16 protein-coding genes are annotated in these 14375 nt (G+C 67.5%); 11 read left to right on the top strand and 5 right to left on the bottom strand.

The genetic code is table 11. From position 1 onward, the window contains the following. Nucleotides 1–175: 175 nt before the first annotated feature. The 9 genes from purB (at nt 176) to ACOTSS_RS08805 (ending at nt 7803) form a co-directional block, all read left to right on the top strand. Nucleotides 176–1492 carry an adenylosuccinate lyase gene (purB, locus tag ACOTSS_RS08845; protein ID WP_448691125.1) on the top strand — a complete coding sequence of 439 codons (1317 nt, stop codon included), beginning with the start codon at nt 176–178 and terminating at the stop codon, nt 1490–1492. Nucleotides 1493–1563: 71 nt separating this feature from the next. Further along, nucleotides 1564–1905, top strand: coding sequence for a lipopolysaccharide assembly protein LapA domain-containing protein (locus ACOTSS_RS08840; protein ID WP_095389152.1), 342 nt, complete (start codon nt 1564–1566; stop codon nt 1903–1905). Then, nucleotides 1902–2576: an orotidine-5'-phosphate decarboxylase gene (pyrF, locus tag ACOTSS_RS08835; RefSeq protein WP_448691124.1), complete on the top strand. Its 675-nt coding sequence runs from the start codon at nt 1902–1904 to the stop codon at nt 2574–2576. The genes ACOTSS_RS08840 and pyrF overlap by 4 nt, the downstream gene beginning before the upstream one ends. A 113-nt stretch (nt 2577–2689) precedes the next feature. Beyond that, nucleotides 2690–3319: a phosphoribosylanthranilate isomerase gene (locus ACOTSS_RS08830; protein WP_448691123.1), complete on the top strand. Its 630-nt coding sequence runs from the start codon at nt 2690–2692 to the stop codon at nt 3317–3319. Next, nucleotides 3316–4527 (top strand): tryptophan synthase subunit beta, encoded by a 1212-nt coding sequence (gene trpB, locus ACOTSS_RS08825; protein WP_448691122.1) that lies wholly within the window; start codon nt 3316–3318, stop codon nt 4525–4527. The genes ACOTSS_RS08830 and trpB overlap by 4 nt, the downstream gene beginning before the upstream one ends. Next, nucleotides 4524–4730 carry a hypothetical protein gene (locus ACOTSS_RS08820; RefSeq protein WP_448691121.1) on the top strand — a complete coding sequence of 69 codons (207 nt, stop codon included), beginning with the start codon at nt 4524–4526 and terminating at the stop codon, nt 4728–4730. Before trpB ends, ACOTSS_RS08820 begins: the two co-directional genes overlap by 4 nt. Then, entirely contained in the window at nt 4727–5518 is a 792-nt protein-coding gene (trpA, locus tag ACOTSS_RS08815) for a tryptophan synthase subunit alpha (protein ID WP_448691120.1), read from the top strand. Before ACOTSS_RS08820 ends, trpA begins: the two co-directional genes overlap by 4 nt. Next, the gene (gene accD / locus ACOTSS_RS08810) at nt 5515–6366 is read left to right on the top strand and encodes an acetyl-CoA carboxylase, carboxyltransferase subunit beta (RefSeq protein WP_448691119.1); all 852 of its coding nucleotides are present in this window, start codon (nt 5515–5517) and stop codon (nt 6364–6366) included. The genes trpA and accD overlap by 4 nt, the downstream gene beginning before the upstream one ends. Nucleotides 6367–6486: 120 nt before the next feature. Beyond that, the gene (locus tag ACOTSS_RS08805) at nt 6487–7803 is read left to right on the top strand and encodes a bifunctional folylpolyglutamate synthase/dihydrofolate synthase (RefSeq protein WP_448691118.1); all 1317 of its coding nucleotides are present in this window, start codon (nt 6487–6489) and stop codon (nt 7801–7803) included. A gap of 19 nt (nt 7804–7822) precedes the next feature. Here the strand turns inward: ACOTSS_RS08805 and ACOTSS_RS08800 are convergent, their stop codons facing one another. The 4 genes from ACOTSS_RS08800 to ACOTSS_RS08785 all read right to left on the bottom strand — a co-directional run bounded on the left by ACOTSS_RS08800 (nt 7823) and on the right by ACOTSS_RS08785 (nt 11332). Further along, nucleotides 7823–8566: a PLDc N-terminal domain-containing protein gene (locus ACOTSS_RS08800; protein WP_095389160.1), complete on the bottom strand. Its 744-nt coding sequence runs from the start codon at nt 8564–8566 to the stop codon at nt 7823–7825. 9 nt (nt 8567–8575) lie between these two features. Next, the gene (locus tag ACOTSS_RS08795; protein ID WP_448691117.1) at nt 8576–9997 is read right to left on the bottom strand and encodes an AmpG family muropeptide MFS transporter; all 1422 of its coding nucleotides are present in this window, start codon (nt 9995–9997) and stop codon (nt 8576–8578) included. A gap of 83 nt (nt 9998–10080) precedes the next feature. Beyond that, nucleotides 10081–10821: a DUF1223 domain-containing protein gene (locus ACOTSS_RS08790; RefSeq protein ID WP_448691116.1), complete on the bottom strand. Its 741-nt coding sequence runs from the start codon at nt 10819–10821 to the stop codon at nt 10081–10083. A 73-nt stretch (nt 10822–10894) separates the two neighbouring features. Then, complete coding sequence (locus ACOTSS_RS08785) at nt 10895–11332, bottom strand: response regulator (RefSeq protein ID WP_448691115.1); 438 nt, start codon at nt 11330–11332, stop codon at nt 10895–10897. Between the two features lie 155 nt (nt 11333–11487). On the opposite strand from ACOTSS_RS08785, the gene ACOTSS_RS08780 reads away from it, so the two are divergent. Further along, nucleotides 11488–12336 carry a pseudouridine synthase gene (locus ACOTSS_RS08780; protein WP_448691114.1) on the top strand — a complete coding sequence of 283 codons (849 nt, stop codon included), beginning with the start codon at nt 11488–11490 and terminating at the stop codon, nt 12334–12336. Beyond that, the gene (gene rsmD / locus ACOTSS_RS08775) at nt 12333–12878 is read left to right on the top strand and encodes a 16S rRNA (guanine(966)-N(2))-methyltransferase RsmD (RefSeq protein ID WP_448691113.1); all 546 of its coding nucleotides are present in this window, start codon (nt 12333–12335) and stop codon (nt 12876–12878) included. Before ACOTSS_RS08780 ends, rsmD begins: the two co-directional genes overlap by 4 nt. Here rsmD and ACOTSS_RS08770 read toward each other — a convergent pair. Then, the gene (locus ACOTSS_RS08770) at nt 12853–14124 is read right to left on the bottom strand and encodes an MFS transporter (protein ID WP_448691112.1); all 1272 of its coding nucleotides are present in this window, start codon (nt 14122–14124) and stop codon (nt 12853–12855) included. The genes rsmD and ACOTSS_RS08770 overlap by 26 nt on opposite strands. Nucleotides 14125–14375: the final 251 nt, after the last annotated feature.

Here is a 14375-nt window from a genome sequence, read left to right as displayed (position 1 = left end):
CTGTCTTGGGTGCGACCCGCCACCTTTTTTGAAGGGGCATTGGGGCAACCTGCGCGGTCCGCCGAAAGTTGCCGATCCCGGGTGATTGGCGAAGCGCCCGACCCCTGCTAGGGGGCGGCTGGTCGCGATTTCGCGCCTATTCCGCGATAAATCGCCATAAAAGGAAGGAAATCCAATGGTTCCGCGTTACGCCCGGCCCGCCATGACCGCCATCTGGTCGGCCGAGAATCGCTATCGCATCTGGTTCGAGATCGAGGCGCACGCGACCGACGCACTCGCCGAACTGGGCACGGTACCGAAGTCGGCGGCCAAGGCGCTGTGGGACTGGTGGGCGACGAATCCCGCGATCGACGTCGATGCGATCGACGCGATCGAGGCAGTGACCAAGCACGACGTCATCGCCTTCCTGACCTGGGTGGCCGAGAATGTCGGCGAGGAAGCGCGCTTCATGCACCAGGGCATGACGTCGAGCGACGTGCTCGACACCTGCCTGGCCGTCCAGCTGGCGCAGGCCGCCGACATCTTGCTCACCGACCTCGACGCGCTGCTCGAGGCGATCAAGCGCCGCGCCGTCGAGCACAAGCTGACTCCGACGATCGGCCGCAGCCACGGCATCCACGCCGAACCCGTGACCTTCGGCCTCAAGCTCGCCGAAGCCTACACCGAATTTTCGCGCTGCAAGACGCGCCTCCTCGCGGCGCGCGCCGAGATCGCGACCTGCGCCATTTCGGGTGCGGTCGGCACCTTCGCCAACATCGATCCGCGGGTCGAAGCGCATGTCGCCGCCAAGCTGGGCCTCGCGATCGAACCCGTCTCGACCCAGGTCATCCCGCGCGATCGCCACGCGATGTTCTTTGCGACGCTCGGCGTCATCGCCTCGTCGATCGAGCGCCTCGCGGTCGAGATTCGCCACCTCCAGCGCACCGAGGTTCTGGAAGCCGAGGAATATTTCTCGCCCGGGCAAAAGGGTTCGTCGGCGATGCCGCACAAGCGCAACCCGGTGCTGACCGAGAATCTGACCGGCCTCGCGCGCATGGTCCGCAGCGCCGCGATTCCCGCGATGGAGAATGTCGCGCTATGGCACGAGCGCGACATCAGCCACTCGTCGGTCGAGCGCTTCATCGGCCCCGACGCCACGATCACGCTCGACTTCGCGCTCGCGCGGCTGACCGGCGTGGTCGACAAGCTGCTCGTCTATCCCGAACGCATGCAGAAGAACCTCGATCGCATGGGCGGTCTCGTCCACTCGCAGCGGGTGCTGCTGGCGCTGACGCAGGCGGGGGCGAGCCGCGAGGACAGCTATCGCCTCGTCCAGCGCAACGCGATGAAAGTGTGGGAATCGGACGGCCAGCTCTCGCTGCTCGAACTGCTCAAGGCTGACGGCGACGTGACCGCGCGCCTGTCTGCGGATCAACTCACCGAGCTGTTCGACCTCGGCTATCACCTGAAACAGGTCGACACGATCTTCGCACGCGTGTTCGGCACCTCCTAGGCTGGTTGGGCTGGAAACCCGCGCGAAACTCGCATAGGAGATGCGAGGGGCCGAACGAGGAGCAACGCCAAGTGGGAATCCTGCGTACGATCATCTGGGTCTTCCTGACCATCGTGCTCGTCCTGTTCGCGATGGCGAACTGGAACCCGGTGACGGTGACGATCTGGCCGGGTCAGGTCCTCGATACCAAATTGCCGGTGCTGATCGTCGTCGCCTTCCTGCTCGGCAGCCTGCCGATGTGGATCGCGCTGCGCACCGCGCGCTGGTCGATGAAGCGGCGGCTCGACAGCAGCGAGCGCCAGCTCGCCGACCTGCGCGCGATGGCGAACCGTTCCACCGACCCGGCGCCGGCCCCCGCATCGGCGCCCGCTCCGGTCAATGACATCCCCCCTTCCCCGCTGGATCCGCAATGACATCGCCGCTCTATCTCGCCATCGACACCCCGCACCTCGACGCCGCGCTGACGCTGGCGCAGCGGGTCCGCCACCATGTCGGCGGTTTCAAGCTCGGGCTCGAATTTTTCTGCGCCAACGGCCATCATGGCGTGCACGAAGTGGGCAAGCTCGGCCTGCCGATCTTCCTCGACCTCAAGCTGCACGACATTCCGAACACGGTGGCGAAGGCGATTCAGGCGCTGCGCCCGCTCGAACCCGCGGTGCTGACCGTTCACGCCGCCGGCGGCCGTGCGATGCTCGAAGAGGCAAAGGCGGCCGCAGGGCTGAACACGAAGGTTGTCGCGGTGACCGTGCTGACCAGCCTCGACACTCCCGACCTCGAGGACATCGGCGTCGGCGGATCGCCGCACGACCAGGTCGTGCGGCTTGCAGGGCTGGCGCGCGAAACCGGGCTCGACGGGATCGTCTGCTCGGGCCAGGAAGTGAAGGCGGCGCGCAGGGCCTGGCCGGGCGGCTTTTTCGTCGTCCCGGGCGTTCGCCCCTCCAACGGCACCGCGGGCGACCAGAAGCGCATCGTAACCCCGGCGCAGGCAATGACCGACGGCGCGTCGATCCTCGTCGTCGGGCGCCCGATCAGCCAGTCGGAAGACCCCGACCTCGCGGCGCGCGCGATCGAGGCGACGCTTTAAGCCACCTTCCACTTCCGTTCGTGTCGAGCGAAGTCGAGACACCCATCGGAACGGCGCAAGTTCGAGGGGCATCTCGACTTCGCTCGATGCGAACGGGTTACCAGAGATAATCCATGCCCCCATTCGTCAAAATCTGTGGTCTTTCGACTCCCGAAACGCTCGATGCCGCGATCCGGCTCGGTGCCACGCACATCGGGCTCGTGCATTACGAGCCGAGCCCGCGCCACGTCGACCTCAAGACCGCGGCCGAACTTCGCCGGCGCGCGGGGTCGGCGGTGAAGGTCGCGCTGCTCCTCGTCAACGCCTCGCCGCAAGTCACCGGGGCGGCCTATAGCGCGGTGCGGCCCGACATCATCCAGTTCCATGGCAACGAGACTCCCGAATGGATCGCGGCGGTGAAGCAGCATGTGCCGGTCGAGGCGTGGAAGGCGGTCGGGCTGCGGGACGCGGGGACGCTCGAACGCTCGCGGCAATATGAAGGGATCATCGACCGGTTGCTGTTCGATGCCCCGGCGCAGGCGCTGCCCGGCGGCACCGGGACGCGCTTCGACTGGGGCCTGCTCGTCAACCATCGCCACACGATGGACTGGGGCATCGCGGGCGGCCTGACCCCCGCCAACGCCGCCGAAGCGCTCGCCGCGACCGGTGCGCCACTGCTCGATGTTTCCTCGGGCGTCGAAAGCGTGCCGGGCGTCAAGGATGTGGACAAGATCGCGGCGTTCCTTAAAGCGGCGGGACGATGACGAACCTTCCCAACAGCCTCCGCTCCGGACCCGACGCACGCGGCCACTTCGGCCAGTTCGGCGGCCGCTATGTCGCCGAAACGCTGATGCCGCTGATCCTCGACCTCGAGCGTCATTATCGCGCGGCGCAGCAGGACAATGAGTTCAAGGCCGAGTTCGACTATCTGCTGAAGCATTATGTCGGCCGCCCGAGCCCGCTGTGGTTCGCCGAGCGGCTGACCGCCAATCTCGGCGGCGCGAAGATCTACCTCAAGCGCGAGGATCTCAACCACACCGGCGCGCACAAGATCAACAATTGCATCGGCCAGATCCTGCTCGCGAAACGGATGGGCAAGACGAAGATCATCGCCGAGACCGGCGCGGGCCAGCACGGCGTCGCGACCGCGACCGTCGCGGCGCTGTTCGGCCTGCCCTGCACCATCTTCATGGGCGCGGTCGACGTCGCGCGGCAGCAGCCCAACGTGTTCCGCATGAAGCTGCTCGGCGCCGAGGTGGTCGCGGTCGAATCGGGCGCGAAGACGCTGAAGGACGCGATGAACGAGGCGCTGCGCCACTGGGTCGCGAACGTCCACGACACCTTTTACATCATCGGCACCGTCGCGGGCCCGCACCCCTACCCCGAGCTGGTCCGCGACTTCCAGTCGGTGATCGGTGACGAGGCGCGGGCGCAGATCCTCGAAGCCGAAGGGCGTCTGCCCGACATGCTGATCGCCCCGGTCGGCGGCGGATCGAACGCGATCGGTCTCTTCCACCCCTTCCTCGACGATGAGGGCGTCGAGATCGTCGGGGTCGAAGCCGCGGGCGAAGGCCTCGACAAGAAGCACGCCGCGAGCCTCGCGGGCGGGCGCCCCGGCATCCTCCACGGCAACAAGACCTATCTGTTGCAGGACGAGGACGGCCAGATCACCGAGGCGCACAGCATTTCGGCGGGGCTAGACTATCCCGGCATCGGGCCCGAGCACGCCTGGCTCCACGAGATCGGCCGCGTGCGGTATGAGCCGGTCACCGACAAGGAAGCCCTCGCGAGTTTCCAGAAGCTGACGAAGCTGGAGGGCATCATCCCCGCACTGGAGTCTGCGCACGCCATCGCCGCCGCCGAACGCATCGCGCCAACGATGGACAAGGACCAGATCATCATCGTCAACTGCTCGGGCCGGGGGGACAAGGATATTTTCACGGTAGCGGATGCGCTGGGGGTGGAGCTGTGAGCCGCAATATTCTTCGGTTCATTTTCAAAGTCGGCGTCGGGTTAGGGTTGGCTGCGCTCGTCTTCCTTCTTGCGAGCTTTGTAATGCCACATCTCTGGAGCAAATATCTCGGCATGATCGTGGGCATTGCTTTTGCCGTCATAAAGGCTGGCGCGATATTCGATCGCCAATGGCCGAAACCCAACAAGGGATGGGCCGAATGACCCGCTTCACCGCTACCTTCGCCAAGCCCCACCCCGCGCTCGTCACCTTCATCACCGCAGGCGATGGCGACACCGCCGCGAACCTCGACGCGCTCGTCGCCGGAGGCGCCGACGTGATCGAGCTCGGCATGCCCTTCACCGATCCGATGGCCGATGGGCCCGCGATCCAGGCCGCGAACCTGCGCGCGCTCGGCAAGGGGACGACGACCGCTGACATTTTCGGGCACGCCGCCGCTTTCCGCCAGCGCCACCCCGACGTCCCGCTCGTCCTGATGGGTTACGCCAATCCGATGACGATCCGCGGCGCCGACTGGTTCGCCGCCGAGTGCGGGAAAGCCGGCGTCGACGGCGTGATCTGCGTCGACATTCCGTCGGAAGAGGATCCCGAGCTCGGCCCGAGCCTGCGCGCCGCCGGGGTCGACCTGATCCGTCTCGCTACCCCGACCACCGACGCCGCGCGCCTGCCCGACGTGCTGAACGGCGCGGGCGGTTTCCTCTATTATGTCTCGGTCGCCGGGATCACCGGGCTCCAGCAGGCCGCGCAGACGAGCATCGAGGATGCGGTAACGCGCCTCAAGGCCGCCACCGACCTTCCCGTCGCGGTCGGCTTCGGCGTCCGCACGCCCGAACAGGCCGCTGCGATCGCGAAGGTCGCCGATGGCGTCGTCGTCGGGTCGGCCTTCGTCGATATCATCGCCGAGCATGGCGACGCCGCGGCCGCGCCGCTCGAAGCCTTCACCCGCACCCTCGCCGATGCTATCCACGGCGCAAAGGAGATCGCCGCATGAGCTGGCTCGACCGCGTCCGAAACGCCCTGCCCTTCACCGCGAAGCGCGATACCGCGGACAATCTGTGGCACAAGTGCCGCCAGTGCCAGCAGATGGTGTTCGTCAAGGAGTGGGAGGACAATCTGAACGTCTGCCCGCGCTGCGACCATCATGACCGCATCGGCGCGAAGGAGCGGTTCGCGCAACTGTTCGACGGGGGCCTCCACGAAATCCTTCCCGCCCCCGCGGCGCCCGAGGACCCGCTGAAGTTCCGCGACACCAAGAAATATGTCGACCGCATCAAGGCGGCGCGCGCGTCGACCGGCGACCGCGATGCTTATCAGAACGGTTTCGGCCGCGTCGACGGCCGCCCGGTCGTGATCGGCGTGCAGGATTTCGCCTTCATGGGCGGGTCGATGGGGGTCGCGGTCGGCGAGGCGTTCGTCGCCGGTGTCGAGCAGGCGATCAAGCGCGGTTGCCCCTATGTCGCGATCACCGCCGCCGGCGGCGCGCGCATGCAGGAAGGCACGCTGTCGCTGATGCAGATGCCGCGCGCGACCGTCGCGCTCGCCCGCCTGCGCCGCGCCGGACTGCCCTATATCGTCCTCCTCACCGACCCGACCACGGGCGGCGTCACTGCGAGCTATGCGATGCTCGGCGACGTGCAGATCAGCGAACCCAAAGCGTTGATCGGCTTCGCGGGCCAGCGCGTGATCGAGAACACGATCCGCGAAAAGCTGCCCGAAGGTTTCCAGCGCGCCGAATATCTGCTCGACCACGGGATGATCGACATGGTCGTGCACCGGAAAGAGCTGCCCGCGACGCTGGGGCGATTGATCGGTTATCTGGCGCCCGAGAAGGCGGCGTAGGCTTTCCTGCATCGTCATTGCGAGGAGCGAAGCGACGCGGCAATCCAGAGCTGCATAAACCCGCTCTGGATTGCTTCGCTACGCTCGCAATGACGAATATCTATTAGGTGCCGTTCGACGATGCCCGACCACGCCCATAGCACCGACCCCGCCGTCCAGGCCCAGCTCGACCGCCTCGCCGCGCTCTCGCCGGGCCGCGATATCCTCGGCCTCGAGCGCATCGCCGAGATCTGCGACCGCCTCGGGAACCCGCAAAACAATCACCCGCGCACCTTCCACGTCGCGGGGACCAACGGCAAGGGATCGACCTGCGCCTATCTCCGCGCGATCCTCGAGGCGCAGGGGCGCCGCGTCCACGCCTATACCAGCCCGCACCTCGTCCGCTTCAACGAACGCATCCGCCTCGCGGGCGAACTGATCGACGACGCGCTGCTCGCCGGTCTCCTCGCCGAGGTGCTCGACAAGGCTGAGGGTCTGCAGGCGAGCTTCTTCGAGGTCACCACCGCCGCCGCGTTCCTCGCCTTCGCGCGCATTCCCGCCGACGACTGCATCGTCGAGGTCGGGCTCGGCGGCCGCCTCGACGCGACCAACATCATCCCGCCGCCCGCGGTGTGCGGCATCGCCTCGCTCGGCATCGATCACGAAGCCTTCCTGCTCGCGCCCGAGGACGGCACCCCGTCCGAACCCGCGATGCGGATCGCGTGGGAAAAGGCCGGCATCGTCAAGCCGGGCGCCGCACTCGCCACCCTCGCCTATCCGCCGCCGCTCGGCCATGTCATCGCCGCGCGCGCCGAGGCAGCCGGCGTTGTCCCCTTCGTCGAGGGCGATGCCTGGTCGGTCGAGCCGATCGGCGACGCGTTCCGCTGGACGTCGATGGACGGCGCGCTGCTCGACCTGCTGCGCCCCCGCATGGCCGGCGCGCACCAGATGCGCAACGCGGGCCTCGCCATCGCCATGCTCCACCTCGCGCCGGGCGCGAAGCCGGAGGCCGAAGCGATCAGGAAGGGCGTCGCGGGAGCCTTCTGGCCCGCGCGGCTGCAGCGGCTCGAAACCGGGCCGCTCACCGCGCTGCTTCCTCCGGCAACCGACGTGTGGCTCGACGGCGCGCACAATGCCGACGCGGGCATCCAGCTCGCGCGCCATTTCGAGAAGGATTCCCGCCGCATTCACCTTGTCACCGGCATGCTCGCGAACAAGCACCCCGACGCGATCCTCGCCCCGCTCGCGCCCCGCCTCGCCTCGATTACCGTGGTTCCGGTCCCCGGCCACGACCACTATGATGCGGCAGCCTTCGGCCCCGACGCGCGAGCGGCCGCCTCGGTTGAGGCTGCGCTCGCCGGCCTGACTGTCGACCCAGCCAATGAAATCGTCCTGATCGCGGGCTCGCTCTACCTCGCGGGCGAAGTGCTGAAAGCCAACGGCGAGTTTCCCGGCTGAGTCCGAACGGGGGCCGTCTTCAGCCGAGCTCGGCGAGCGTCCGCTTGACCCAATCGTACATCGCGACTTCGGCTTTCAGCGTCACCGGCGGCGTGCGCTTCATGCGCTGCACGACCTCCTTGAGGAGAGCCTTCGCCCCCGCGCGGTCGCCCGCCGCGATCAGCAGCGCCGCCATGCGGCAACGCACCTCGTCGCCGGGAACGCGCCCGACGATATCGCGATAGATCGCCAGCGCCTCGTCGGCCCGGCCATCGGCCTCGGCGATCTTGGCGCGAAGCAGCGCGCGACGGTCGAGTTCGGTCCGGGAAATGGTTTCGGGCAAGCGTTCGATCGCCGCAAGCCCTTCACCATAGCGGCCGGCGCCATAGGCCGCCTCGGCGATCCGCATCCCGATCGCCCGGTCGACGTGCGGCGACAGGCGCTCAGCCGCGCGAAACTCGCGGAGCGCCTCGTCGAAGCGCTCGCGTGCCATCAACGCATCGCCATATTCCAGCCGATGCCCGGCGGTATCGCTGAACTCGGCCGCATCGCGCGCCTCGCGAATGTGGCGCTCGGGGTCCACCCGGTCGGCGATCTTCGTCCGTGCTTCGCGCACCCGCCGGTCGCGCGGCAGACCGGGCAGGATTTCGACGATGAAATAGGCGAGGATACCCACCAGTGGCAGAAACGCGATCGCCATGATCCACGCGGTGTTGCGGCCCGTGCGGAACACATGGACGATGCAAAGCAGTTGCAGCGCGATCGAGATAATCAGGAAATGCACGCGCTTCGCTCAGCCCGCCGCCGGTTTCGGCTTGGCCTCTTCCGGGATGGCGGTCTCGTGCCCGTCATCCTCGGTGCTCGGCTGGCGCACCGTCTGGACGACGAAGCCGCGCTTCCAAAGCAGCCACAGCAGGATCATGCCCGGCGCGGCGATGGCGACGGTGAACAGCCAGAAGCCGACCCAGCCCAAGGTCTCCGCGACATAGCCCCCCGGCGCCGCGAGCCACGTTCGCCCGACCGCGGCGAAGGACGACAGCAGCGCAAATTGCGTCGCCGTATAAGCCAGGCTCGACAGGCCCGACAGATAGGTGACGAAGACGGTGAGCCCGATCCCGCTGGTGAAATTCTCGGTCCCCACCGCCAGCGCGAGCATCAGCGGCGAGTGGCCGACCGACGCCAGGGCCGCGAACAGCAGGTTGCTGAACATCATCAGCAGCCCCGAAACGAGCAGCGCCCGCCCCATGCCGAGCCAGGCGATGAAAGGCGCGCCGCACGCCGACCCTATGATCAGCGCGACGAAGCCGACGCCCTTGTTGATCGCGACGAATTCGGTGTCGGTAAATCCCAGCTCGACAATCATCGGATTGAGCATTCCCTGCCCCATCGCATCGCCGACCTTGTAGATGAGCACGAAGAGCAGGATCAGGACCGCGCCGTGGCGTCCGAGAAATTCGCGGAACGGGCTGACCACCGTTTCGTTGAGCCACGCGCCGAAGCCCTGCGCGCCGCCGCGCGCCTGCGACGGATGGAAGCGTCCGGTGCCCGCGAAAAGCGCGCCGACGACAGCGGGCAGCACCGCGAGGCCGGTGAAGGCATAGGCCGCCGCCCAGCCGAGCCCGAAACCCTCGGGCGAAGCCAGCGCGATCGTGCCGACCCCCGCGATCAGATTACCGGTGCGATAGCCGAACTGGTTCATCGCCGTTCCGTGCGGCAGTTCGGCATCGCTCAATATCTCGATGCGGTAGGCGTCGATGACGATATCCTGCGTCGCCGAAAGGAAAGCGACGACGATCGCCCAGATCGCGAAGGGCGCCAGATGGTCGTTGGTCGGATTGCTCGCGCCCAATTGCCAGATCGCGACGACCAGCAGCGCCTGGATCACGAACAACCAGCTTCGCCGCTGCCCGAACAGGCGGGTCAAAACGGGAATCGGCAACCGGTCGACCAGCGGCGCCCACAGGAATTTCAGCGTATAGGGTGTGGTCAGGCCGATCGCGAAGCCGATCGTCGATTTGTCGATGCCGACCTTCGAGAGCCAGAATGTCATCGTCGCGAGAAGCAAGGTCAGGGGAAAGCCGCTCGATATGCCGAGCAAAAAGGCGACGATCGGCATCGGCTTGCGATAGGGGGCGAAGGACGGGATCACATAGGCAAGGCCAATGATCGCCGCGATCACCGCCACCAGGATCAGGCTGTCGAGGCCAAGCTGCATCGTTCCTCCCTCGGCCGTCCCCGTCGAACGGCTCTCCTCTGCATGACAACAGGCCTAAAGTCTCGCGAGCAAATTGGAAGCCGCTAATCGGCGGCCGGGCGTATCCAGCGCACCGCGCGCACTGCGCCGCCGTCGCGGTCCTGCAGCACCGCGGCCCAGCGATCGGCGCCTTTCCTGTGCGCGAGGCGTTCGGGGAATGGCGCGCGGCAGGCGAGCGAGGGGTCGCATGGGGCGATCTCCTCGGCGAGGACGACATTGGTGTAGCCGAGCGTGCGGCCGCGATTCTCGCCCTTGTCGACCTTGACCGCGGCCTTGTGCCGGATCGCGACGAAACGCAGCTCGACATTGGCGCGCGGGGCGGAAGCGACCACTTCGCCGCCCTTCTGCGCGAGCGTCATCGTCCCGGCCTTGCGCTGCGCCGCGATCAGGCCGCGCAGCGCCGGGGCGTTGGTTCCGGCTGTCGCCGCCGCGCCGCCGACGACGGCCTCGGGCGTATAGGCGCCGCTGCCGGGAATGGCGCGCGCCGCATAGTCGCGCTGCAACCGGTCGTTGCCCCCGCGCGCCAGCGTGTCCTTCCACCCGAGTTCGTCCCAGCTCGTCACCGGACGGCTCAGCGCCACCACCGCGCCCGCCGCGTCGAGTTCGCCAAGCAGCCGGTCGGCGGGCGGGCAGGACGCGCAGCCCTGGCTCGTGAACAGCTCGACCAGCACCGGCCGCTGCGCCGTGCCCGGCGCATGGTTCGCGGTCGCGCTGATGTGCGAAAGGCCTAGAAGCAGCGCCGCCGCTGCGAGCAGCACGCCTCCGAGGCCGAGCAGACTTTTCATCCCGTCATCTCCCGTCCGCCCCGTCGCAAGCGACGGATAGCATCGGGGGGCCGGAAAAATCCAGAGCGGGGGCCTAGGCCGCCTCAGGCCGCCAATAGGTCTGGAGGCCGCTGATCTTGCGCGGCGCCTTGTTCTTGCAGATCATCGTCTCGATCGCGCGCAGCGCGCCGACGAGCGCCGCGGTGCTGTGCGGCTTGTTCAGGCAGGCGAGCGCGATGTCGGCGGCGTCCTCGGGGCATTGGCCGGTGACGAGGAGCACCGCGATGCCGCGGTCACGCGCCAGCCGCGCCACCTCGCGTCCGCTCATATGCCCCGCAAGTCCCAGGTCGAGCACGATCGCGTCGACCGCCTCGGCGGCCATTACGGCCACCGCCGCCTCGCCCGAATCGACCGTCGCGACGACGTCGTAACCGCTGTGCTGCAGCGTGTGCTCGTAATCGAACGCGACCAGCGGATCATCCTCGATGACCAGCAGCCGCTTGATGCACGACGGGCGAGACGCAAAGAGCATAAAAACTCCGTTCCACCGCGCCATGACGCGCTCCTGTCCGTCCTGCAATATCGCTTCTGCTTGCCATCGACGAAGCGACACTTTTCCGGCTATGAGCGTGATCACAACGCAACACTTTTCCCCCCGAAAAACGACAAGAAAGCGCTTCCGTTCCGATGACGACCCATCGCCCGCCCCGATCCGCGTCCCGACCATCGCCCGACCGCGATGCCCCGAAGGGCCGCCGCGCCGCGCGCGTGGCGGTGCCGCGCAAGCCGAAGGCGGCCGAACCCGAGCGCGAGGAAGGGCCGCAGCGCATCGCCAAGCTGCTCGCGCGCGCCGGCGTCGGATCGCGCCGCGACGTCGAGCGGATGATCGAGGAGGGCCGCATCGCGCTGAATGGCGAGATCGTGTCCCAGCCCGCGCCGCTGCTGTCGTCGCTCGACGGGCTGACCGTCGACGGCAATCCGGTCGCCAAGCCCGTCTCGACCCGCCTCTACCGCTTCCACAAGCCCTCGGGGTGCCTGACCGCCGCGCGCGATCCCAAGGGGCGCAAGACGATCTACGACATCCTGCCCAAGGGGCTGCCGCGCCTGATGCCGGTCGGGCGGCTCGACTATAATACCGAGGGGCTGCTGCTGCTCACCAATGATGGCGAATTCAAGCGTCAGCTCGAACTGCCCGCGAGCGGGGTCGAGCGCACTTATCGCGCACGCGCCTTCGGCGACATCAGCCAGACGCAGCTCGAGGATCTGGTCGAAGGCATCACCATCGATGGCGTCCGTTACGGCAAGATCGACGCCAATCTCGAACGCCGCACCGGGCGCAACCAGTGGATCGAACTGACGCTGACCGAAGGCAAGAACCGCGAGGTGCGCCGCGTCCTCGAACATCTGGGGCTCCAGGTCAGCCGCCTGATCCGCACGCGCTACGGCCAGTTCACCGTCGGCGACCTCGCGGTCGGAGAGGTCGAGCTCGTCCCGCGCGACGAATTGTTCCAGTTCCGGCGGCGCCTCGACAAATGAGGGTCATTGCCGGCGAATGGCGCGGCCGCAAGCTGCTCGCGCCCAAGAATGAAGCGACCCGCCCCACCGCCGACCGCACCCGCGAGACGCTCTTCTCGATGCTCGCGAGCCGCCTCGGTAGCTTCGAGGGGCTGTATGTCGCCGACCTGTTCGCGGGCTCGGGCGCGCTCGGCATCGAGGCGCTGTCGCGCGGCGGCGCCCACTGCCTGTTCGGCGAGCAGGACCGCGATGCGCTCGATGCGCTGCGCAAGAATCTCGCCACGCTCGGCGCCGCCAACCGCGCCGACGTCCGCGCGGGTTCGGTCCTCGGCCTCGGCCCCGCGCCGCGCGCCTTCGACCTGCTGCTCTTCGACGCTCCCTATGGCACCGGTGCGGGCAGCGTTGCGCTCGACAAGCTCAACCGGCTCGGCTGGGTCGGTCCCGAAAGCTGGATCTCGATCGAGACGGCCGACAAGGAAGCGGTCGAGATCGCCGGTTTCGAAGTCGATGCCGAGCGCAAGGTCGGCAAGGCGCACCTTACGCTGCTGCGACGCGCGATCTGACCAGCAACAACCCCAGCAGGCTCAGCAGCCCCGCCACCCCCAGATAGAGGCCGACGAAGCTCGTCCCGCCCTGGTCGCTCAGCCATTGCGCGGCGATCGGCGCGCCGGCGCCGCCCAATATGCCGCCCACGTTGAACGCCACCGACGCCCCGGTATAGCGCACCCGCACCGGGAACAGCGCGGGCAGCCACACGCCGAGCGGACCATAGACCAGCCCCATCACGAACAGCGACGCCGACAGCCCCAGCGCGACGACGACCCACGATCCCGATGCCAGCGACGGCCCGAACAGGAAGCCGATCGCCACCGTTGCCGCGCAGCCCCAGCTCAGTACGCGCTGTGCGCTCGCGGCGTCGCTCCAATATCCGGCAAAAACGATCCCCGCCGCCATGAACAGGATCGCGCCGAGCTGGATCAGCAGGAATTGTTCCTTCGGATAGCCGAGCGCGGTCGTCCCGTGCGCGAGCGCGAAGCTGGTCGCGAGATAGAAGATCGCGAAGCAGGCGACGACCGCGAAGGTGCCCGCGAGCAGCGCCACGCCATGATCGCGCAGCACCGCGCCCAGCGGCACCCCCACCGGCGGCTCCTTTTCCATCGCTTCCGCAAAGGCGGGCGTCTCGTGGATCTTCAGCCGTACCCACAGCCCCAGCCCGACCAGCACCGCCGAGACCAGGAAGGGAATGCGCCATCCCCAGGCCGCGAACTCGGCATCGCTCAGCCACAGGCCGAGCAGCAGGAACAGCCCGTTCGCCGCGATGAAGCCGACCGGCGCGCCCAATTGCGGCGCCATGCCGAACCGCCCGCGCCATCCCGGCGGCGCATTCTCGACCGCGAGCAGCGCCGCGCCGCCCCACTCGCCGCCGAGCCCGAATCCCTGCCCAAAACGCAGGGTGCACAGCAGCAGCGGCGCGATCCACCCTGCCATCGCATAGGTTGGCAGAAAGGCGATCAGCAGCGTCGATCCCCCCATCAGCATCAGCGAGGCGACGAGCGTCGACTTGCGCCCGATCCGGTCGCCGAAATGGCCGAAAACGACGGCGCCCACGGGCCGCGCGAAAAAGGCGAGGCCGAAGCTCATGAAACTGAGCATCAGCTGCGCCGATTCGGACTCGGAAGGAAAGAAGAGCGGCCCGAACACCAGCGCCGCGGCGGTGCCGTAGATATAGAAATCATAAAATTCGACCGCGGTGCCGACGAGGCTCGCGATCAGGATGCGCCGGTGCGCGCGATAGGGTGCCAAATCCATGGGCGATCGCCCCTTCCCAACTGCTGTCGCCGCCGCTTTGGACGGATTGCCCCGCTTCGCGCAAGGCGGAATAGAAGGAGTCTCCGTTTTGGGAATGGGGAGCGGACGTCACTCTATTTCCCTTCGTCACCCCGGACCTGATCCGGGGTCCCGCTTGATCACAAAGCCGGTCGATACCTCAAAGAAGCGGGATCCCGGATCAAGTCCGGGATGACGATGAAAGAGTGGCCGCTCTCGACCGCTAACGGCGC

This window comes from Sphingopyxis sp. NJF-3, assembly GCF_053514865.1.
The sequence above is the reverse complement of the archived record's forward strand: the minus strand, read 5'-3'. Positions and strand labels throughout refer to the sequence as shown.